General features: G+C 44.1%; 20 protein-coding genes and 1 pseudogene. 8 read left to right on the forward strand and 13 right to left on the reverse strand.

What is annotated here, in order from left to right:
• Positions 1 to 66: 66 nt before the first annotated feature.
• Positions 67 to 2,679 carry a tetratricopeptide repeat protein gene (locus tag AM228_RS11290; protein WP_054466217.1) on the forward strand — a complete coding sequence of 871 codons (2,613 nt, stop codon included), beginning with the start codon at positions 67 to 69 and terminating at the stop codon, positions 2,677 to 2,679.
• A complete protein-coding gene (locus AM228_RS11295) occupies positions 2,676 to 2,960 on the forward strand; it encodes a DUF3288 family protein (protein ID WP_054466218.1) in 285 nt (94 codons plus the stop codon). Before AM228_RS11290 ends, AM228_RS11295 begins: the two co-directional genes overlap by 4 nt.
• A gap of 327 nt (positions 2,961 to 3,287) precedes the next feature.
• Here the strand turns inward: AM228_RS11295 and AM228_RS11300 are convergent, their stop codons facing one another.
• The 3 genes from AM228_RS11300 to AM228_RS11310 form a co-directional block, all read right to left on the reverse strand.
• The gene (locus tag AM228_RS11300; RefSeq protein ID WP_054466219.1) at positions 3,288 to 3,908 is read right to left on the reverse strand and encodes an SRPBCC family protein; all 621 of its coding nucleotides are present in this window, start codon (positions 3,906 to 3,908) and stop codon (positions 3,288 to 3,290) included.
• Between the two features lie 121 nt (positions 3,909 to 4,029).
• Entirely contained in the window at positions 4,030 to 4,461 is a 432-nt protein-coding gene (locus AM228_RS11305; protein WP_054466220.1) for an EVE domain-containing protein, read from the reverse strand.
• A 60-nt stretch (positions 4,462 to 4,521) separates the two neighbouring features.
• Positions 4,522 to 4,896 (reverse strand): single-stranded DNA-binding protein, encoded by a 375-nt coding sequence (locus tag AM228_RS11310; RefSeq protein ID WP_054466221.1) that lies wholly within the window; start codon positions 4,894 to 4,896, stop codon positions 4,522 to 4,524.
• A gap of 231 nt (positions 4,897 to 5,127) precedes the next feature.
• Between AM228_RS11310 and AM228_RS11315 the strand changes: the two genes are divergently transcribed.
• From AM228_RS11315 to mreD, 3 genes are all read left to right on the forward strand, one after another.
• Positions 5,128 to 6,135, forward strand: a complete 1,008-nt coding sequence (locus AM228_RS11315) for a rod shape-determining protein (protein ID WP_054466222.1) — start codon at positions 5,128 to 5,130, stop codon at positions 6,133 to 6,135.
• Positions 6,136 to 6,234: 99 nt separating this feature from the next.
• A complete protein-coding gene (gene mreC, locus AM228_RS11320) occupies positions 6,235 to 7,029 on the forward strand; it encodes a rod shape-determining protein MreC (RefSeq protein WP_054466223.1) in 795 nt (264 codons plus the stop codon).
• Positions 7,026 to 7,592, forward strand: a complete 567-nt coding sequence (mreD, locus tag AM228_RS11325) for a rod shape-determining protein MreD (protein ID WP_054466224.1) — start codon at positions 7,026 to 7,028, stop codon at positions 7,590 to 7,592. Before mreC ends, mreD begins: the two co-directional genes overlap by 4 nt.
• A gap of 124 nt (positions 7,593 to 7,716) precedes the next feature.
• Here the strand turns inward: mreD and AM228_RS11330 are convergent, their stop codons facing one another.
• The 6 genes from AM228_RS11330 to AM228_RS11355 form a co-directional block, all read right to left on the reverse strand.
• Entirely contained in the window at positions 7,717 to 8,508 is a 792-nt protein-coding gene (locus AM228_RS11330) for an HAD family hydrolase (RefSeq protein ID WP_054466225.1), read from the reverse strand.
• Between the two features lie 331 nt (positions 8,509 to 8,839).
• Positions 8,840 to 9,355 (reverse strand): tetratricopeptide repeat protein, encoded by a 516-nt coding sequence (locus AM228_RS11335; protein WP_054466226.1) that lies wholly within the window; start codon positions 9,353 to 9,355, stop codon positions 8,840 to 8,842.
• 199 nt (positions 9,356 to 9,554) lie between these two features.
• Positions 9,555 to 10,589 (reverse strand): transporter substrate-binding domain-containing protein, encoded by a 1,035-nt coding sequence (locus AM228_RS11340; RefSeq protein ID WP_313890672.1) that lies wholly within the window; start codon positions 10,587 to 10,589, stop codon positions 9,555 to 9,557.
• 22 nt (positions 10,590 to 10,611) lie between these two features.
• Positions 10,612 to 10,968 carry a 50S ribosomal protein L20 gene (rplT, locus tag AM228_RS11345; RefSeq protein WP_054466227.1) on the reverse strand — a complete coding sequence of 119 codons (357 nt, stop codon included), beginning with the start codon at positions 10,966 to 10,968 and terminating at the stop codon, positions 10,612 to 10,614.
• A gap of 138 nt (positions 10,969 to 11,106) precedes the next feature.
• Positions 11,107 to 11,304 (reverse strand): 50S ribosomal protein L35, encoded by a 198-nt coding sequence (rpmI, locus tag AM228_RS11350; RefSeq protein ID WP_054466228.1) that lies wholly within the window; start codon positions 11,302 to 11,304, stop codon positions 11,107 to 11,109.
• Positions 11,305 to 11,439: 135 nt separating this feature from the next.
• Positions 11,440 to 13,869, reverse strand: a complete 2,430-nt coding sequence (locus tag AM228_RS11355; RefSeq protein ID WP_082348841.1) for an ATP-dependent helicase — start codon at positions 13,867 to 13,869, stop codon at positions 11,440 to 11,442.
• A gap of 77 nt (positions 13,870 to 13,946) precedes the next feature.
• On the opposite strand from AM228_RS11355, the gene AM228_RS11360 reads away from it, so the two are divergent.
• Positions 13,947 to 14,378: a low molecular weight phosphatase family protein gene (locus AM228_RS11360; protein ID WP_054466229.1), complete on the forward strand. Its 432-nt coding sequence runs from the start codon at positions 13,947 to 13,949 to the stop codon at positions 14,376 to 14,378.
• Positions 14,379 to 14,669: 291 nt separating this feature from the next.
• Here AM228_RS11360 and AM228_RS11365 read toward each other — a convergent pair whose 3' ends face one another.
• The 3 genes from AM228_RS11365 to AM228_RS11375 all read right to left on the reverse strand — a co-directional run bounded on the left by AM228_RS11365 (position 14,670) and on the right by AM228_RS11375 (position 16,670).
• Positions 14,670 to 15,125 carry a hypothetical protein gene (locus tag AM228_RS11365; RefSeq protein ID WP_156331703.1) on the reverse strand — a complete coding sequence of 152 codons (456 nt, stop codon included), beginning with the start codon at positions 15,123 to 15,125 and terminating at the stop codon, positions 14,670 to 14,672.
• 83 nt (positions 15,126 to 15,208) lie between these two features.
• Positions 15,209 to 16,057 (reverse strand): AAA family ATPase, encoded by an 849-nt coding sequence (locus tag AM228_RS11370; RefSeq protein WP_054466231.1) that lies wholly within the window; start codon positions 16,055 to 16,057, stop codon positions 15,209 to 15,211.
• Positions 16,047 to 16,670, reverse strand: a complete 624-nt coding sequence (locus AM228_RS11375) for a hypothetical protein (protein ID WP_156331704.1) — start codon at positions 16,668 to 16,670, stop codon at positions 16,047 to 16,049. Before AM228_RS11375 ends, AM228_RS11370 begins: the two co-directional genes overlap by 11 nt.
• 227 nt (positions 16,671 to 16,897) lie before the next feature.
• On the opposite strand from AM228_RS11375, the gene AM228_RS11380 reads away from it, so the two are divergent.
• Positions 16,898 to 18,307, forward strand: a complete 1,410-nt coding sequence (locus AM228_RS11380) for an NB-ARC domain-containing protein (protein WP_054466233.1) — start codon at positions 16,898 to 16,900, stop codon at positions 18,305 to 18,307.
• A gap of 481 nt (positions 18,308 to 18,788) precedes the next feature.
• Positions 18,789 to 19,592: an IS110 family transposase gene (locus AM228_RS11385; RefSeq protein WP_197285278.1), complete on the forward strand. Its 804-nt coding sequence runs from the start codon at positions 18,789 to 18,791 to the stop codon at positions 19,590 to 19,592.
• Between the two features lie 85 nt (positions 19,593 to 19,677).
• On the opposite strand, the pseudogene AM228_RS11390 reads toward AM228_RS11385, so the two are convergent.
• Positions 19,678 to 20,459: pseudogene (locus tag AM228_RS11390) on the reverse strand (Uma2 family endonuclease).
• Positions 20,460 to 20,498 lie beyond the last annotated feature (39 nt).

Genomic DNA, 20,498 nt, shown 5'->3' on the forward strand with positions numbered 1-20,498 from the left:
GCTTCTTTTCCCCAGCCGGAGATATCTCACCAAACACCAATAACAAATAACAAATAACGTTTTTTAATGATAAATAACCATAACAATTTACAGCCACAGAAGTTTTTGGCGGCGATCGCTCAGTTGCAGCGCCTGATCCAGTTAAAACCCGATGATGCCGAGGCTTATAAGGATTTGGGGAATGCCCTACAAGCCCTAGGAAAACTGCATGAGGCGAAACGGGCTTATTCCCTGGCGGTGGAAATTCAGCCAGATTTTGCGGCGGCTCATGCCAATATTGGCAATATTTATTATCTACAAGGGGAATTGGCGTCAGCGGTTGAATTTTATGAAAGGGCGATCGCGATTATTTATCAGGGAACGGGGAACGGGGAACAGGGGAGCAGGGGAGCAGGGGAGCGGGGGAGCAGGGGAGAAAAGAGGAAAGAGGAAAGAGGAAAGAGCAAAGAGGAAAATTCTCTCTTCTCTCTTCTCTCTCCTCTGCCCCTTATCCCCTCTGCTCCCTTGCTGGCGGGAATTTATGCCAATTTGGGGAATGTGCGACAGCAGCAAGGTCTGTTAGAGGAGGCGGTTGCTTGTTGGCAGCAGGCTTTGGCGATCGATGCCCGGTTTGGCAGTGGGCTGGATTGGAAGTTAGGAAATTTACTGTTGAGTTTGGGGCGGTATGGTGAGGCGATTGATTGTTATGAAAAGCTGATATCTCTGGATGAGAAGCGAAAGCAGCCCGATGAGTTGGCCAAACTCTATTCTAATTTAGGGACGGCGCGATTATATGACGGTCAGGTGGAGGGGGCGATCGCGGCATTTAAGCAAGCCTTAGAAATTCAGCCAGACTTGGCGGAGTTACATTGCAACTTGGGACTAGCCACGGGACGACTGGCGGCAACATCGGAGGATCTATTGTTAGCAAGCGATCGCTTTCAAGCCGCCGTGAGTTATTTTGTGCGATCGCTGGAATTAAAGCCCAGACTGATAGAAACCCATCGCGGTTTATTTGAATTGATCCGCACCTTTCAACCAGGCAACTGGGATTTATCCTCGGTCAGACAAGCAGCGGATCAATATTATGCATTTTGCCGTCAGTTAGGCCAAAATGAACCCGCCAAAGTTGTGGCGGCTACCGCAGGGGCGATCGCTTATCTCAAATCAGGAAATGCTGATATCGCCACCAAATTATTACAAGAAATTGAACCACAATTATCTCCAGAACAGTGGCATCCTTGGCTATCAGAAATCATCGATCTACTCTATTCCTCGCTTTTATTTTGTCGAAATCGGTTACGCGATGATTTAGCGGGTAATTCTCAAATTTCTCAATTAATTGGCGCTCAGTTTTCTCAGTATTTATCGCAAGTAGGGGCGAAGCATTCGGAAAATCAACTTTCGCCTGTTAGCGATCGCTCCTCAGCCCGAATGCTTCGCCCTTCTCCGTCGGAAAATCAACTTTCGCCTGTTAGCGATCGCTCCTCAGCCCGAATGCTTCGCCCTTCTCCGTCGGAAAATCAACTTTCGCCTGTTAGCGATCGCTCCTCAGCCAGAATGCTTCGCCCCTACAACAATGAAATGGTAAAAATTGGCTTCATTTCTGCCCATTTTCGGAGACATTCAGTAGGCTGGTGTAGCGCTGACATTATTACCGAATTATCCCAAATCACTCCCAATATTTACTTATATCAAACAGAAAAGACTAATAGCGATGATATCACGGATAAATTTAAACAAATTTCGGCTAAATTTTATCAACCATCTCAATTAAACACAGAAACCCAATGGAGACAAATAATCAAACAAATAGAGGAGGATGAATTAGACATTTTAATAGATTTAGATTCCCTGACAATTCCCCGTCACGCCGAAATTCTTCATTGCCAACCGGCGCCCGTATGTATTTCCTGGTTAGGATTTGATGCCCCATTTATTTCCGATAAAAATTACTTTTTGAGCGATCGGCATTGCCACCCTTCGGGAGTCGAACCCTATTATCGGGAACAACTGTTAAGAATGCCTGACTCTTTTGTGGCAGTAAGTGGCTTTGCCAGCGAACCTGTGGATCGTCAATCAAAACGGCAAGAAATGGGAATTGATTCAAGTCAGGTGGTGTATCTATGCGCTGCACCAGCCACTAAACTTAATCCCGAATTAGCCTTAGCCCAAATCAAGATAGTCAAACAAGTATCTCAGAGTATTTTAATTTATAAAGGAATAGGCGATATCCAGGTCATTCAGTCAGTTTATCAAGCTGCTTGTGCCGCAGAAAATGTGAGTTTTGAGCGGGTGAAATTTTTGCCCAGAAATCGGACAGAAGAAGAACATCGCACCATCTACCAAATTGCGGATATCTGCTTAGATTCTTATCCTTATAATGGGGGGACGCATAACCTAGAGGCTTTGTGGTTTCACTTACCCGTAGTGACACGCTTTGGGGAGCAATTTTTGGCAAGAATGGGGTATTCATGCTTAAAAACTTTGGGCATTTCCGCAGGGTTGGCTTCGAGTTGGGAAGAATATGTGGCATGGGGGATCAAATTAGGACAGGATTTGAATTTAAGAAATAGCATTCGGGAACAGTTGAAAAAATCCCAATATCCAGAAAATTTATCCCCATTATGGAATCCCCAAAAGTTTGCCCAGGATATGTATAGAATATTTCAGCAACTACGTGGGAGTGAAATCAAATGAGCCAAGGAAATCAGGATCAGCTACATCCTTTAGCTGCTAAAGATCGGGCGATTGTTGAGAGTCTGCTTGATGGAGAACCTACGGATTATAATTTAGCAGAGTTAGCTAGATTAAGAATTCGGTATCGGGGCTTCCCCGGAGCTAAAGATATCCAAGCAGATTTAGAAAAATTGCTGGCTAAGTGGAATTTAACCGAAGAAGAACTGTTTGAATATACGCGAAAAATTCATGGTCTTGGCCATATTTATCGCCCTAAAAGCGATGAGGAAGATTGGATATAATATCTGGGAAATATCAACGCTAACAGGAGTTGAATTGAAGGAAAATCTTATGTTTTTTTAATAAATTTACGGCGATCGCGGGTGGATTATATGTAGTCAAGCAACACCTGTTAGATCAGGAATTTTGCCTCTGGAGTTTTAGATGCAAAACCGGGAATCAAGGGTGAATCTCTGGATTCAAGAGAATAGATTTCCCTAGAAGAGATTTTCCTGAAACCCGGTTTCTTTACCCCAGCAAAAAGAAAAAATCATGCCGACAGCAATTACCAATGAATTAGCAATCAATCGGAAAATTGTTGGTGAAAAAAACAATTTTTTGAGATTTACTTAATTTTCTGCTGCTTGCCGAATTGCATTCAGGGTAGGTTCTAAAGAATTCTTAAAAATATCATAAAAAAACGCGGCTGGAACCCCTGATGGCGGTTGAGCTTCTACTTGGTAGGTCAATAAGACTTGATTGGCACTACCATTACCACTGCCAACGGGTTCAATTTTCCAGTATCCTTGTAACTTGGATAAATCGCCACTAATTAAGTTAAAGTTAATTTGTTGTTGATAAGTTTCGCGATTTTGTGTCCGCATCCGAGTTTGGATAGGAACCCCAAATAACACCCGTTCAGAGATTTGTTCAATAATTTTGACGTTGCCATCGGCGGAAATCAATCGACTAGAAATCACATTGGGAATGAATTGATTAAAATTATTGTAATCCGTTAAAACCCGCCAAACTTCGGCAGGTGAAGCATTGATCCTCATTTGGGCGACATACTGACCATTTGCCCCAGTGACTTTTGTGGCATTTTTCTGATGATTAGCTTTTTGGGCGAGAATTAAAGGCTGATTTTCTGTAATCTGCTCTGCCCGGGCTGGATTTTTTAGGGGATTGGCAAGTAAGGAAAAGCAAGTCAAGTACCCAATAATAATTGCAACAGAGGAGATTTTCATCATTTTTATGTGTTTGGTGTGTTTGGTTTTTTAATAAAAACTCAACGAACGTTTGTTTTATTTATGATCAACCGATAATTGCCAGAAGTTACCCAGGAAAACTGAGAAAATCATGGTTGGGTTTTTAGGGTTGGGTTTCAGATCCCTCTACATGACCCAAGGTGAGGATTTTCTGCCAATGTTCTAGGGACAATGGCACAATTGAGAGTCGAGGAAGGCGAATTAAGTCACAATTGGATAATTCTGGTTGTGCTTTAATTTGTGCCAGGGTTACGGTTTGGGGCATGGGAAAACGCGATCGCAGATCCACGACCAGCCATTTTGGTTGATGGAAATTTGGATCGGGGTAGGGTTGACTGACGACTTCGGCCACGATGGCGGTTACCCGACGCTCACCACCTGTGTGATAAATGAAACCTAAATCGCCCACGTTCATGGTGGCCATATATTTCAGCGCCAGGTTATTTTTTACCCCATCCCAAATGGTGCAACCTTCTCGTAGCAAATCTTGATAAGAATACTGTTCCGGTTCAGTTTTTAACAACCAATAGGCCACCAGTTTTACTCCTGCTTCAGAAAGGCAAGTATTCCACAAGATATTCCACAAGACCGAAAATTAGAACTCGCCATCATCATATTGATGGCTCAAATCACCTCTAGCTTGCTCGGCATCTTGCTTGGAACCGAGAAGCTCCAGACGCTCTACGCGGATCACAGGTTTGGAACGAGAAACCCCTGATGCCCGATCTTGCCAATATTCAAATTTTAATGAACCTTGAACTCCGATTAAACTGCCTTTGCGGACATAACTACCGGCAACTTCTGCGGTTTTGTCCCACATTTCCAAATTAAACCAATCCGGTTCATCACTGTTGCGAGTTGGGCGATTCACCGCCAGGGCGAAATTGCATACGACCTTACCAGACTCAAAATATTTTACTTCGGGGTCTCTCCCCGCACGGCCTACCAGGGTGACAAGATTTAGACTCATATATTAGCTTCCGGATAAGATTGAGTGTTCTTGGGATTATTGGGATTATACTGACAAACAACAATTCATACTGAGGCAAAAAAATTACTGTCTCTGACTAGACTCAGAATAAAAAACGTAATAGAATCCACCTCAGTTAAATTTTTGTTACATTATACTCGCACAAGCATCATCTAAATGGGGGCGTAGAAGAGAGTGGGTTTTTTCAATCGCTTTTCTTTATCCAGGGACATGGGCATCGACCTGGGAACAGCAAATACATTGGTCTATGTGTCCGGTAAGGGGATTGTTCTCCAGGAACCTTCGGTAGTGGCGATCGACAAGCTAACCAAGGAGCCATTATCTGTCGGGGAAGATGCTAAAAAAATGCTGGGTCGAACCCCGGAAAACGTTATCGCCTTACGTCCCTTGCGCGATGGGGTGATTGCTGACTTTGATACCGCTGAACTAATGCTGAAATATTTCATCAAGCGTGTCAGTGAAGGCAGTTCCCTAGGACGTCCTCGGATTGTGATTGGCATTCCCAGTGGAGTCACGGGAGTTGAGCGTCGGGCAGTGATGGACGCAGCCATTCACGCCGGTGCTAAAGAAGTTTTTCTGATTGATGAACCTGTGGCGGCGGCGATCGGTGCAGGTTTACCCGTTGCCGATCCCACGGGTAATATGATTGTTGACATTGGTGGTGGCACCACGGAAGTGGCAGTTCTGAGTTTGCAAGGGACGGTTCTGAGTGAATCCGTTAGAATTGCTGGGGATGAACTGACGGAAGCGATTATTCAATATATGAAAAAGGTGCATAACCTGGTGATTGGAGAGCGCACTGCTGAAGACATTAAAATTCAGTTAGCCTCGGCTTATCCTACCGATGATGATGATGATGCGATGATGGAAGTCAGAGGTTTGCACCTGTTGTCTGGTTTACCACGAACTGTCACCATCAAAGGTCCCGAAATCCGGGAAAGCATGGCAGAACCCCTGGTGGTGATTGTGGAAGCAGTTAAACGGACGTTAGAACGAACTCCCCCGGAACTGGCATCGGATATTATCGATCGCGGCATTATGTTGGCTGGAGGCGGTGCTTTATTAAAAGGACTGGATACTTTAATTAGCCATGAAACGGGTATTGTGACTCATGTCGCGGCGGATCCCTTATGCTGCGTGGTGTTGGGCACCGGTCGTGTCCTAGAAAATTTCCAAGAACTCGGACGAGTCTTTAGTGCTCGCTCCACTTCTGTGTAGCCTATAGGCTAAACTTTGGAGGAATCAACGTCAACCGATTAATCATTGATGAAAATCTGCTGGGATCAAAACTGCAATATAAGCCTTTAAATATTTTAAATGTACACAATGCGTCGTTGGTGGGGCCGGTATAGTTCCCAACTGGTTTGGGCTAGTGTTGCTCTTGGTATTGCTTTGTTTATTCGCTATACCGAGGCAAGCCCCGTTTATCAAGTTTATGAGTGGCTGTCTCGTCCGTTTCAACTGAGTGAAACTGAGCGATCGCAGCTAACAAATGCCAAAATTGTGCAATTAGAGCAAAGAGTCGCCGTTTTAGAAAAAGAAAACAACAAGCTAGAAAAGCTATTGGGTTATGTTTCCCAAGACGCGAAAAGCTCAATTGTTGCCCCTGTAATTGGTCGCAGCGCCGATCGCTGGTGGCAACAGGTGACATTAGGTCGTGGGAGCAAACATGGGATTCGCAAAAATGATGTGGTGACCACGGAACCGGGCGTCGTGGTGGGATTAATTGAGAGCGTTACCCCAAATAGCAGTCAGGTTCTTTTGATTAGCGATCCAAGTTTTAAGGTAGGTGTGGCGGTTACACGGAGTCGCAATCTGGGCTTAATGCGCGGATCGAGAGGCTCCAAGGCGGTGATGGAGTTTTTTGATAAGTTACCCGATGTGAAACCAGGAGATGTGATTTCGACTTCTTCTCTGAGTCAACTATTTCCGGTGGGTTTACCCGTCGGCGTTGTGGAATCGCTGAACTTAAATGCCAGTCCAGCCCCTGAAGCGGTGATTAATTTATCCGCACCGATGAATGCCCTAGAGTGGGTGGTTGTTTCCCCATATGTGCAGAAATCTCCTGATTTGGTGAATGATGCCCCTTCAACTTCAGAGGAGATCCAATGAAAAGGTCATTAAAAATTTCATGGCTGGATTGGGTGTCTTATTTGCCAACAGAGCAACGGACGATGCTCAACACTGGGGTGACGATTGCCTCGGTGTTTTTGTGTTTATTTTTGTTGCCGACTCGTTTGCCCGGAATGGAACTGTTGCATATTGCGCCTGACTGGCTGTTGATTTGGATGGTGACTTGGAGTATTCAGCGAACTCCCACCCAAGCTTGTTTTATGGGAGTTATTCTGGGTTTACTACAAGATGGGATGACGGCACCTTGGCCGACTCATGCCCTGAGTTTGGCATTGGTGGGATTGCTCAGTAGTTATTTACAAAAACAGCGCTTGATTCTAGATGATTTTGTCTCGGTAGCCCTGGTGGTGTTCGGCATGGCAATTGTGGCTGAAACGGTGCTGGCTTTACAATTTGGGATAATTGGCGATCGCCCCTTGAATGATATTTGGATCGATCACCAACGAATTGCTCTGGCTTCAGCGATTTTGAGTAGTCTTTGGGCTCCAGCCATCTATTTGCCTCTGAGTCATTGGTGGAAGTTAATCAACCCAAATAATTAACCGCAATATTAACCGCAATATTAACCGCAATATTAACCGCAATATTAACCGCAATATTAACCGCAATATTAACCGCAATATTAACCGCAATATTAAGCGGAATGGTTGATCGGAATCATTCATGTTAGGCGGATACTAGCTCGGCACATCCAATGATCGATTGGACGGCACTGAGTAAATCCGTTTTAATTTTGTCGGGATGAAATTGCTGCAAATACCAGGCACTCCGAATGCCACAAGTTAGGCCAATGGTGGGAATTTTTAGGGCTTGACCCGCAAGAATATCGGCTTCGGTATCTCCCACCATCCAGCAGAGAGAAACGTCAGGCTGACTATATTTGGCCATTGCTTCGGCTAAGAGGTCGGTTTTGAGTTGGGCGTAGTTTTGATAGGCGGCATGGCGATCGCGTGTGCCGTAAATATCCGTAAATAATTTGGCTAATCCCGTGTTGTGCAAAATTTCTTTCACTTGTGATTGATGCCGCAACGTCACCAGCACTAACCGATATCCGCGAGTATGCAGCAAAGCCAGAGCCCATCTCACCCCCGGTTGCAGGGTGTCTTTCTCCAGTAAGTCCGGCTGATTGACAATCTCTTTAACTTGCTGCAAAAACAGGGGAATATATGGTTCAGTTAAACCGGATTGGCTGGCAATTTCTGCATCGGGAATCCGATCGCGCTTCATTTGCCAGAATTGGGCTTGACTGAGAACAAAGAGGTCTAAGCGATCGCCTCTTGATTGTGCGATCGCTTCAATACTCTTTAACCCTTGTTGATAAGTGGTGTAGTACCGTTCGGAAACATCAACAATCGGACCGTCAAAGTCACAAAACACCGTCATAGTGTACTTACAACCAGATGCTTGTTGACTACTCCACTTTTGTCTCTGGTAGTCAAAGGCGGGATAACCTTTCATAACTTAACGTCCTTCTGCCCAAATTTTTACATATCTTTACACTAACGAAAAACTGCACAATTGTCATCCCTAATTTTTCATGTGTCATCGGTAATTTTTCATCGGTAATTTTTCAGACCAAATCTCTGGGTTCATTTGTTCCTAATTTCGGTCATTCCCGAACAGCCAAGGGTGGTAGCATTATCAGTCTAATAAATAAAAATAAATAAAAATCAATAAATAAAAAAGGAACAAGTTTAATCACCTGCCCCCTTTAAATTAAGAAAATTTATGTCATCTAAAAGTTATGAAAATCAAAAGATTATTCTGCGTATTCTACCTAAGCATAAGCTCATACCCGCTTACGCAGTGAACTGCTACGAATTTTAGCCGTTTCGTTATTCGGCTCATATTTCAAAGCATTTTCATAAGCTTCTAATGCCTGAACCGTTAAAGTTTTTCGTTCATAAGAATAGCCCAAGTTATTCCAAGCAACTACATAGTCTTCTTGAAATTTTAAAGCTTGTTTATATTGGCGAATGGCTATATCATACTGTTCCAAAGCAGCATAAGCAAAGCCCAAAGCATTGTAAATTAAAGCTAAATTTTCATTTTCTAAATCTTTGAATTTCAATGCTCTTTGAAACATTTGTACCGATTGAGAATATAGTTTTTTATCTAAATAAATGCTGCCCAATTCATAATAATCTTGTGGGCTGGCTTTATCACTATTGATTTTTTTTTGTAATTTAGATAGTTGATTTTCTAACTGGCGGGTTTTAAAGATTTGTCGGATCACAAATCCGGCAACGATCGCCAGAAATCCTAGCAAAACTGAGAGGTAGAGAATCCCTAAAGAGTTATCCATAACGGTGCAAAATAGCTGATGTATGTGTGCAATATCGGGTTGTTGGAGCCGGGGTTCTTGTGCGGGGGAGCGGGGGGGCAGAGGAGCGGGGGGGGCAGAGGAGCGGGGAAGCGGGGGAGAAGCAATAATTGATAATTAATAATTAACTATCAACAATCAACTATCAAATATCAAGAATTAATTAAAAGTTAATGATATGTTATTTTTCGCTTGCAGGCGGAAGCGGTAAGCCCCAGGATTTCGTGCGTGCTAAAAGCCAGCCGTCTGCTTGCAGTGCCGCGATCGCCTGATTCACTTTTGCCCGCAAGTCGGCATACTGTTGTCCTTTGGGCATCACCACGGCTAGTGGTTGGGTGCCGAGTTGCACCGGGAGCAAAGAATATTCTGGATATTCTTGCACCCAACCCGTGAGAACGCTGGCATCGCCTGCAAAAGCAGTGGCTTGACCCGCTTCTAGGAGGGAATACCCTTGTTGATAAGAATCAACGCCAACCAGTTGTGCGGCAGGAAAGTGATAGCGGATGATCGAGATCGTGCTGGAACCATTGAGTACCGCAATCTTTTGACCGGACAAGGGACTGGACAAGCTTGGGACTCGGTTAAGTACATCAGAAACCTTTGTCTTACTGACCAACGCCGTGCCATCTAGATAATAAGGAAGACTAAAATCGACCAACCGAGAGCGGACTCGGTTTGCCGTCACAGAGGCGATCGCCAGATCGACTTGATGGTTAAAAACCACTGATAGCCGATTCACATTAGATACCGGCTCTAATTTCACCGCATTGGAGTCTCCCAAAAGTTCGGCTGCCAAGCGACGAGCCAAATCAATTTCTAATCCTTGTAAGGTTCCGTCAGGGCTGCGAAAACCTAGGGGTCTTAAATTATCTTTGACCGCCACAATCAGAGTTCCACGCTGCAATATTTCCGGCCACTGGGCTGTATGCCCTGGTAATGGGAACCCTGCGAAAATTGGCGACAATACCAGACTTAAGCAGAGTCCCCAACCAAAAAACTGAGTGATTTTAGATTTCAGAGAATTTGAGATTTGCTCTGCCAAATTCTCGGTGACAACTAGGTGGACAACTAGGTGGACAACTAGCTGGACAACTAGCTGGACAACTAGGTGGACAACTAGGTGCCATTGGTGCCAAAATCTAAAATTTCCGATCCGGGCGGAAATCTTGTTCGTTTGACTGTTCGTTTGACGTTGGATGCAATGTCTTGTGGGCAAACACTCTCCCTGCCAGCGATTCCTAAGCGCGACCTTGACCAGCCAGTTCGACCACTTTGGCAAAGGTTTCCGGATCCAATACAGCCAGGTTCGCTAACATCTTGCGATTGATTTGAATATTGGCTTTTTTCATGTTGCCAATCAGTTGGCTGTAGCTCATACCATTTTGTCTGGATGCGGCGTTGATCCGAGCAATCCAAAGACGACGAAAATCGCGTTTCCGCTTGCGGCGATCGCGATAGGCACTTCGGAGAGCCTTCATCACCTGCTGATTAGCGGTGCGGAACAATTTCGAGTGAGAACCCCGAAATCCTTTAGCGAGTTTAAGAATTTTGTTGCGGCGTTTACGAGCCACATTACCGCGTTTTACTCTAGTCATTGTTTTTTAGTTGTTAGTTAGTTATTGCAAGGGTTAACGGTTAATGGTTGACGGTTATTGATTGACGGTTATTGGTTAACGGTTATTGGTTAACGGTTAGTCGTTGATAGTTCACCATCAACACTCAACCATGATTTTTTACAAATAAGGCAGCATCAAACGCACGTTTTCGGCATCGCGCTCATCGACGACGACGACTTTAGACAGATGATTTTTCCGTTTGGTGGGTTTGTGTTGCAGTAAGTGGCTCTTGAAAGCTTTGCGACGCATAATCTTGCCACTGCCAGTTGCTCTAAAGCGCTTGGCCGCTGATTTGCGGGTTTTGAGTTTAGGCATGAACTTGTTTTAATTGATTAATTCGGCACAATCGATAATTATACGATGATCGTTCCCTATTTAACAAGAGGATAATCGAGAAGTTGCGATCGCTGATGGACGAACGCTTCGTGAACCGCCGCTTCTTTCCCCGCCCTAAGAAAGTATTGAACCAAGAGCGGGGATTAGCGGACAAGGTTTTTGCGGGCTGAGTGCTTCGGTTTTGCTCCAAGTCAAAGGGGCATTGACGGCGGCGGACATCCACAGCAATCGCTTGGCTCTGGTCATCGCTACATAAAGTAAGCGAAATTCTTCACTGATTTTCAAAGTTGCCGCTTGTTTCCAGGCATCCATGACATCAGGGATGGGGACGCCGTGTAATTGAGCGCGAATTTGCGATCGGGCGACCTCAGATAAAGAAAAATCCCCCAGAAACTGGGCTTGAGGTTGCACCCGCAAACGACCAGGAATCATGTTTTCATGCAAAAACGGGATAAATACATAGTCCCAATCCAAACCTTTCGCTTTATGCATGGTAATGATGGTGAGCTTGCCCGGTTGGGTATATAAAGATTCTGCTTCGCCCTCAGCAGAATCCACGGACTCAAAGCTTTCGGTGCTGACAATTTCGTTAAGGACTTCGATGCGGGTGGCAATTGAGTTGTCTTGGTAGCTTTGGAGGGCGACTCGTTCGGCTAATTTGTCAGCGGTGGCGAGTTCGGCCTGATTGTATCCTAACTCTAAGGCTAAGTAGGAAATTAGCTGAGATGAGGGGAGTTCGGTTTTGGCTTGCAGTAGGTTGAGACAAAATTGCCGCACTTTTTGGACTTGTGGGGTTTGTGGTGGGGTCAATGGCCCAGGATAGAGGAATTGTTCGGGGCGGCTGGCCAGGGTGTTGATATCTTGGACGGGAATGATCCGGCGGTCTACTAAGACTCGCAAGGCATTTTTTAGGTAGTCCTGTGAATGGGGTCGGTGAACAAATTTCATTAATGCCAGGATTTCTACGGGGATATGGGAGAGGCGATGGGCTGAAGCCACTTCATACAGTTCGATGCCATTGGCGACCAAATCTACATCAATGCCATAACTTTGAGGATTTCTGAGCACTTTGGCGATAAATTCTCCTTGGCGGTTTTCTCGGACTAAGATTGCCGCTGTCTTATCTCGATCTTGAGAATATAAACGTATAATCCGTTGACCGATTAATTCGATGGTTTGGTAAATATCTTCTGGGGTGTAAATTTCCACTCCCCCACCCGTGGCTGGCGGGTTGGCTGACCGTTGCGGATCGTCCGCTCCCACTGGTTTAATTTCCAGGGGACTAAAGGGGTTTTCGGCTTGGGCTTCTGGTTCTGCCTCTGTTACCTCTGTGCCTCTGTGGTTCATGTTTTGGTAGGGGCGCAATGGTTGCGCCCCCAATGCTTGCGCCCCCAATGCGGGCGCCTCTGTGTAATTTTGATTGACCCATTCCACCATTAAGTTGGCCCAGTCGATAATTTTCTGGGTGCTGCGACCGGCTTGATCCATTCTCGCCCTTGTGCCCTGGGCTTCACATTCGGCGCAAAAGCGGCGAAAATAAATCGGATCGGCGGGGGTGAAGGTGCTGTTAATGGCTTGATTAGTATCTCCGACTCGGATTAAGTTGGGGGGTTTTTCTGGGGCGTCAGGATCGGACGCCAAAATTTCTAGAATTTCCGTTTGTAGAGGGGTCGAGTCTTGGGCTTCGTCTTCAAAGACGGCAAATACTTGCTGTTGCCAGTGTCGGCGGGCGGCTTCGTTTTCTAGGACTCGTTTGGCCGCAATGATCATGTCGTCATAGCTGATTAGTTCTTGCGATCGCAGTAGGGCATCGTATTCTTCATAAAGTCCGGCGGCAATGGAGAGGATTTCATAATGATCTCCGGGAATTTCTGCGGCGAGTTGGCGCAAGTCTTCAGGTAATAAACCAGAAGATTTGGCTTCGTGAATTACGGTATCAGCTAATTCCGGCAATACCTCAGTTCGCAACACGGACTGACGCCGTAACCGTTCGGTTTCTTCTCCGTCAAATTGTTTTCCTTCGAGCAGTTTTTGATATTGCCGGGGATGGGCAATTAACCACCGTTCTACCGCTGTCCGAATTAATCGGTGACTTTTGTTGGGTGTGATTAAGGCAGAATTGTCTAAGTTTAGCCCGGATAAGTCGGGATGATGACTGGCAATATTTAAAGCTAATCCATGCAAGGTATAAACATAAAAGCCAATTTGAGGTAAGCGTAATTTTTCCAGGGTTTGCTGGATTTTGGCTTTTATGTTGGCAGCCGCCGATCGGGTAAAAGTGACGATAATCAGGTAATTTCGCTGATGGAGTTGATGACGTGCGATCGCCAGTGCCGCTGCATCAGCCATTCCTTTGGTCTTACCTGCTCCGGGAACCGCTGATACGGCCAATGTCCCCCCTTTCCAGTCCGCCATAGACCTTTGTCCGGGTCGCAATCCATTGTAAATACTTTGTATGATGTTTTCTCTGTCGATTTCGATTCTAGGGGTGCTTCCCGAAGCGCCCTCTGAGATTATGGGTGAGATTATGGGTGTTTTGGTCATGGGTTAATCATTTTCACCACCATTAGCTGGCTCAAATTATAATGCTATTGGGTTTTATCTGGGCTGTGAGGAAATTTATGAAAAAATTACTGTTTCTTTGTACCGGCAATTACTATCGTAGTCGCTTTGCGGAACATTTGTTTAATCATTTAGCCGTCAAAGCTGGATTAGATTGGCAAGCAGATTCTCGCGGGTTGGCGTTAGAACGGGGAGTTAATAATGTTGGGCCAATTTCTCGTTATGCGATCGCCCAATTAGCTGAATTAGGTTTGACGGTATCAGCAACAGAACGATTTCCCCTGCCCGCAAGTGATGCGGATTTTGCCACCTGCGATCGGGTGATTGCCTTGGATGAATTAGAACATCGTCCTTTAATGCGCGATCGCTTTCCTCAGTGGGAAGCCGCCGTAGAATATTGGCTAGTTCACGATGTAGAAATTACTCCGGCAACTACTGCCTTGCCAGAAATTGCCAAACGGATTCGGCAATTAGTGGCAGAACTTAACTAAAAAAGCCGAAAAAATCAATTTATCTGAGTAAAAAATAATTTAAATTAGGCGTAAAAATTCACAATTACTTGGAGGACATACATCCCCATCATATTTTTTTGGTTCTATTCCAATAATTTTTAATAATAAACCGACGGGCTTAAAGACATAGCAATGCCGCGTTCTGAAGGTCGTAAATTTCTTAAAGGCGAAGCATTCGGGCAAAATATTAGCGATATAAGTCAACATTGTTGCCCGAATGCTTCGCTATTGCCAATATGAGATCGACCCAATTATTTTAATTTATCAGCATCAATCCACACAATAAAAACCCACTCGAAGTTCTTCAACTTCTTGGATATAACAGTCAAATCCCCTGGCTTTAGCGTTCCATTGAATCGGTTCAGCATCAACCATTCCCAGAACGCGGTCAGCTTCTTCGTGATTTACCCCTGGTGCATAGCGTGTGTGACATTTTGCTTTCAGGTTATTTGCCTTCGCATAGTCCATAAATAATTTGATCGCTTCCCTTAACTCAAGCGCTGTATTATCTTTCCAAGTTCGGCCATCTTCCGTGATGACAACAGTCGCTTTGCCATTAGCGATCTGTAGATTATGCTGCTCCCAGTCAATTGTCATAATTAACTGTGCTTTACACAGGTTGGAACTATCTAACCCGTAAACATTGACTTCACGAATCCACTGATATTCTATCCCTTTCAAAATGGAATTTTCTATTGCATAATCAGAAAGGTCTGTTGTTCTCACAAGTGCTATCTTGACCTGTGATTTGATTATCTCGATTCTGGTGCAAGTTATTGACTTGGTATAAGTAACTGTCCTGGCCATTTTTAGTTAAACCTCAAATGATTGATGAGTTGACCGGATTGAAGCAAATGTTTACCAGCTTTTACTAGGTCGGAAAACTGAAAATGTTGATTTAAATCTGGCTCTCTCGCATCATAACGATCCGTAATATATTCTATAGATCTGCGACTTACCCCTACTTTTTGAATTGATTTCCAAAGCTCATCATCTATCAGACTAGATTTCAGATGGGAAAAGAAAGCAATGGGTTGAGATGAAAATTCTCTCACCAGGGCTTGGCATTCTGAAAAACTAAGTTCTGAAAAAATGCCCTGAACTATTTCTGCTTTCTCTTCTAAAGTTGGCTTCCACTCAAATGCCGTCATTCGGCCAGCACGAACCAGAGGTTCATACAACTTGGTGAAATCATTACCCGTGATAACAATTGGAATGCGTTTAGTCGGGATTCCTGCTACTAAATTTGGGTAATCGACAAGGTGCATCAGTTCACCAAAAACGGTTTGTGTGTTCACGGTGTACTGAACCATATCTCCCCAATTGCCTAATCCTGTATCTACGTCATTGATTAGCACAACGGCGGCTTTACACTTACCCTTTTCAATACAATCACTTGCTTGCAGATAAGTGTCTCTAACCAGTTGAGCCGGTTTTCCCGAATCAGGACTTTCTAGCTGTCCGCCAGATATTAAGAATGCCTGAACCCCAATTTCAGTTAAAATTTGTTCGCATTGGTAGGTTTTTCCATCTCCTGATGCTCCATGAATCCCCAACAAAAGTGGCACCCGACCGGCAACGCTTTTCATTAAATTTTTGACGATGTGAAGCTCTAAGACTCGTTTAAATCTTTCTGGTATAAAAATTTTATGATTCATCTTGTTCATCGATTACCTCACCGCCAGCGCGAATAATTTGAATTCTCCGAGTTGCGTCTTCAATTCGTTTTTGCCAATAACTTTTTTCTGGTTCTTTGGGAGTTTGTTGCCATGCTTCCGCGTTCTGGTTAATTTCTTGTTGTGGATTCTCAGGAACTGGGGGTTCAGGTTGTTTATGTGGATATTTATTCGGATCGACTGGTTTCCAGCCATCAGGAATATCGTTCGACTCCGGCAAACGCAATTCTTGACGCCTTTGGGCTATAATTTTATGTAACCGTTCCAGGCGAGCGTCCTTGGGATCTTTGAGGAATGGCAAGCTAGGCCCTGACAATGGTTTTAACTCGATTGTTTCATTTGTTAATTTTATGTCTTTGTCTCTGGCGGCTAAAATTTTAATTTCAGTAAGAATTTCAGCGATCATAGCCTGTAATTCTTGCTCTTGACGGTTTAGTTGATGCTTTTTAACCTCCACCGTCACTATACGAGTTACTTCTCTTTTTAATTCTTCCTTATTGACTGCTGTGGTCTGACCATTCACCATATTAACTATGATGCCAGACAGGGCAGCACTAGCCGTGTTAAAGATGAAAGATGCTGCTAAAGGATCCATTTGTTTTAGCCCTTTTTCCATGACTCATTTATTCTATGCTAACGACAAAAAATCATATTTGTCAAAAAAAAGTGTCATTTTTTATCATGATTTTTAGCTAAATTTTTTGCCTAAAAAACATCACTTTTCAGCAAAAAATATCAGAAAAAATCAGCAAATTTAAGAAAATCTCACAAAATATCACAAAAATTTGCTATAATACCCGCAATCTCTGTATTTACTTGGATATGGATATTAACGAAGCCTTAAGGGTCGCTGACGAGCTAGTTTTAGCCAAAACCGGCAAGCATTTAGATAATCTGCAACAAGAAATCTTGCGGGGAAGTTGGCAAGGCAAAAAATATTCCCAGATTGCTAAGGAATTTAAATGTGGCGATCGCCATGTGGGTAATGTGGCTTCAAAGTTATGGCAAATGATTTCAGAAATATTAGAGGAAAATGTCACCAAGTCTAGTTTTAGATCCGCCATTGAAAGATATCATATTTCTCAATCTTCTAATTTCCTGAGTTTTAACTTTGTCCAAAGAGGTAGCATCAACGTTTGTACCGAACCCATACATCATTCAAAAGCTAAACAAAACTCACCCCCTCCTCCACCATCAACTGAAGAAAGTCCTCAAGACAAACCCAGATTAAATTTAAGAGATGCACCAGCGATCGCCAAATTTTATCATCGCACTTGTGAACTCACTACCCTGGAAAACTGGATTAGCCAAAAACAATGTCGCCTCGTAGCTATTTTGGGAATTAGTGGTACTGGCAAAAGCGCGATCGCCCGTCATTTAATTACCCAAATTCAGACTCAATTTGATTGCATTTTCTGGCATAGCCTCCGCACTTTTCCAACCCTAGAAACCACCCTGAAAAAAATAATTGAATTTATTTGCGATCGCCCAGTCACAGACTTGCCCGATCGCATAGAGGCTCAACTGGCAATATTGCTGGAATATTTACGCAATTCTCGGTGTCTAATAATTTGCGACGACGGGCAACAACTTTTTCAGAGTGAGCAACTTTCAGGCACTTATAAAACAGGTTATGAAAATTACGGAACTTTTTTTAAAATCCTGGGAGAAATGGAGCATAATAGTTGTCTAATTTTCACCAGTTCGGAACCGGCTTTAGAAATGCTCACTTTTCCACCGGATTATCAGGGAGTACAGGTTTTATATCTCACCGGGGTCAGTGAAGCCGCTGCCAGAGAAATTCTCCAACAAAATGATTTATTAGACCAAGATAAATGGGCCGAATTAATCAACTTATTTCAAGCCAATCCCCTATACTTAAAATTGACCGCTCGGACTATCAATAATTTATTTGCTGGGAGAGTCGCTGAATATCTAATTTATCAATCAGAATTATCGATATTAGGAGATGAATTAAGCTTGATTTTCCAGCAACAGTATGAGAGACTGTCAGAAATAGAAAAAAAGGTGCTAAATGCCTTAACAGTCCAAGCAGCCCCGGCTAATTTTCCTCAATTATTGAAAAGCTATCAAGGTTTGCCAACCGATGTATTTTCCGCCATTCAATCTTTAGTCAGACGCGGTTTAATCGCACAAAAGATTCACAACCAGGAAACTGTGTTTCAAGTGATTCCTGCTTTTCAGCAATATGTCAAAAATCTTCAACATTAAATTAACATTAAATGTAGGGACTTGGGCCAGCCGTGTCCCTTGTATGTTATTCGTAGTCTGGTAGAAGAGCATAAAGCAGTCTCTCTACTTCGGTCGGGTGAAGCTGGCGTGTCCCTGAGACCATTTATGAGTCTGTGACGTAGATAAGTTCCCTGCATCCGAATGGTGACTGGTTTTTTCCTGAAACTGGACAGTATCTTAGGCCACTGAATCATCAGTGCAGCCTGTATTGACAAGGTTAGTTGTATTGACCAGTCTGAATCCGAGTCCGAATCCAATCCAAAGACCACTGAAGTTTTGAGGTACAGCGCTATGACACCAACAGTTCTCGGCATTGATATTAGCAAGAAAACATTTCATGCCGCGTTGATGCTCGATAACGGGAAAAGTAAACCGAAAGTGTTCTCAAATGACCCCGAAGGCTTCAATGATCTACTAAGCGTGGCTTTCACGACATCATGTCACCCGCATTCATGCTTGCATGGAAGCGACCAGCATCTATGGTGAGGCATTGGCTGAATTCCTGTACGAAGCAGGCCATATAGTCAGTATTGTTAATCCAGCCCGAATTAAAGGTTTCGCCAAAGGGGAACTACTCCGAACGAAGACTGACAAGGTGGATGCGGCGCTGATTGCCCGCTTCTGTGCTGCTATCGAGCCACCGGCTTGGATTCCGTTGCCTCCAGAGATAAAGCAACTACAGGCACTTTTAAGACGCCTGGAGTCATTGATGGAGATGCAGCAGCAGGAAAAAAACCGCCTAGGTACTTCAACTGACGCGATCGCACAATCCATTGAAAGCCATCTGGAATATCTTGACGAGGCGATTTCGCAAACTAAACAACTGATTGACGAGCACATTGACAACCATCCTCACCTCAAAGCACAACGCGACTTACTGACCACGATTCCGGGAATTGGTCAACAAAGTGCCAGCGTACTTTTGGGAGAGATGGGCAATGTACAAGCATATAAAAATGCGCGTCAACTAGCGGCTCATGCAGGCTTGACGCCGGTTGAGCGATCGAGTGGCTCTTCCGTACATGGTAAGCCACGGCTGTCGCGCATGGGTAACGCCCGGTTGCGTAATGCCTTGTATTGGCCAGCGATTGTGGCTATGCGACACAATCCCTTACTCAAAGTTTTCAGCGATCGATTGCTTGAGCGCGGTAAGGCCAAGATGCAAGTAATTGGGGCGGTAATGCGGAAGTTATTACATCAGGTATTCGGGATTTTAAAGTCCCAAAAACCCTTTGACCCAAACTTTTTATCCACAACCCCTTGACAAATCAATACAGTATCTACGGGTGTAGGGTGGGCATTGCCCACCAATTAATATCTCAAAAAATCCGGTTTCTCATCCCCCGATTTCAATCAATCGCCTCTGGATCGATGCCCATTGCCTTCAAGCGTTCAGCCAATCTTTCAGCCCGTTGGCTTTCTCGTTCAGCCCGTTGGCTTTCTCGTTCAGCCCGTTGGCTTTCTCGTTCAGCCCGTTGGCTTTCTCGTTCAGCATTTTGGCGTTCTTGTTCTACCTCCTCTAGTGCCACTTCCAACCGTTGATAAATATCTCCATAGCTGACAAAAGGTGTACCATCAGGACGGAAAAGTTGTAATTGCTCCTCGGATAAGTCAAAGCGAATGCCTAAACGAGGACTGTCATGGTCTCAATAATATCTAGTCCATGTTCGCCTCTCAACCATCCACTTAAATCATTTTTATCCGGGTCATAGACATAGTATTCTTCTACCCCATAACGGTTATAAAAAACCTGTTTGCGATTCATTTCGGTTAAGGTATTACCGGGAGAGAGAATTTCAAATACTACTTGCGGGCTAATTCCTTGTTCTTTCCATTGCATATAAGAGCCGCGATAGTGCTCCGCACCGCTTACGCGATCGCCTTTTTTCGCCCCAAATACAACCATCACATCTGGGGCTTGACGTAGCTGATTATTTCCTTCCACTGGATACCAGAGCAAATCCCCCGCCACAAATACATTCTCATCCTGAGCAAATAGCCATTCTAGATTGTAATAAATCACTGTAATCCAGCGAAATTGTTTGGTATTATCTGTAATGGTTTTTCCATCACTATCGGGATAAATAATATTGGTGTTTTTACTGGTTTTTGCCTCGATTTGAACAACCATGATTTTATCCTCTCATTGAGAATTTTGATGATTTTTTTG

It is taken from the genome of Planktothricoides sp. SR001, assembly GCF_001276715.1.
GTDB classification, from domain to species: Bacteria; Cyanobacteriota; Cyanobacteriia; order Cyanobacteriales; family Laspinemataceae; genus Planktothricoides; species Planktothricoides raciborskii.

Coding starts and splice junctions, on each gene's coding strand:
- AM228_RS11290 (WP_054466217.1), top strand. CDS start 67: ATGATAAATAACCATAACAATTTACAGCCACAGAAGTTTTTGGCGGCG.
- AM228_RS11295 (WP_054466218.1), top strand. CDS start 2,676: ATGAGCCAAGGAAATCAGGATCAGCTACATCCTTTAGCTGCTAAAGAT.
- AM228_RS11300 (WP_054466219.1), bottom strand. CDS start 3,908: ATGATGAAAATCTCCTCTGTTGCAATTATTATTGGGTACTTGACTTGC.
- AM228_RS11310 (WP_054466221.1), bottom strand. CDS start 4,896: ATGAGTCTAAATCTTGTCACCCTGGTAGGCCGTGCGGGGAGAGACCCC.
- AM228_RS11315 (WP_054466222.1), top strand. CDS start 5,128: ATGGGCATCGACCTGGGAACAGCAAATACATTGGTCTATGTGTCCGGT.
- mreC (WP_054466223.1), top strand. CDS start 6,235: ATGTACACAATGCGTCGTTGGTGGGGCCGGTATAGTTCCCAACTGGTT.
- mreD (WP_054466224.1), top strand. CDS start 7,026: ATGAAAAGGTCATTAAAAATTTCATGGCTGGATTGGGTGTCTTATTTG.
- AM228_RS11330 (WP_054466225.1), bottom strand. CDS start 8,508: ATGAAAGGTTATCCCGCCTTTGACTACCAGAGACAAAAGTGGAGTAGT.
- AM228_RS11335 (WP_054466226.1), bottom strand. CDS start 9,355: ATGGATAACTCTTTAGGGATTCTCTACCTCTCAGTTTTGCTAGGATTT.
- rplT (WP_054466227.1), bottom strand. CDS start 10,968: ATGACTAGAGTAAAACGCGGTAATGTGGCTCGTAAACGCCGCAACAAA.
- rpmI (WP_054466228.1), bottom strand. CDS start 11,304: ATGCCTAAACTCAAAACCCGCAAATCAGCGGCCAAGCGCTTTAGAGCA.
- AM228_RS11355 (WP_082348841.1), bottom strand. CDS start 13,869: ATGACCAAAACACCCATAATCTCACCCATAATCTCAGAGGGCGCTTCG.
- AM228_RS11360 (WP_054466229.1), top strand. CDS start 13,947: ATGAAAAAATTACTGTTTCTTTGTACCGGCAATTACTATCGTAGTCGC.
- AM228_RS11370 (WP_054466231.1), bottom strand. CDS start 16,057: ATGAATCATAAAATTTTTATACCAGAAAGATTTAAACGAGTCTTAGAG.
- AM228_RS11375 (WP_156331704.1), bottom strand. CDS start 16,670: ATGGATCCTTTAGCAGCATCTTTCATCTTTAACACGGCTAGTGCTGCC.
- AM228_RS11380 (WP_054466233.1), top strand. CDS start 16,898: ATGGATATTAACGAAGCCTTAAGGGTCGCTGACGAGCTAGTTTTAGCC.
- AM228_RS11385 (WP_197285278.1), top strand. CDS start 18,789: ATGGAAGCGACCAGCATCTATGGTGAGGCATTGGCTGAATTCCTGTAC.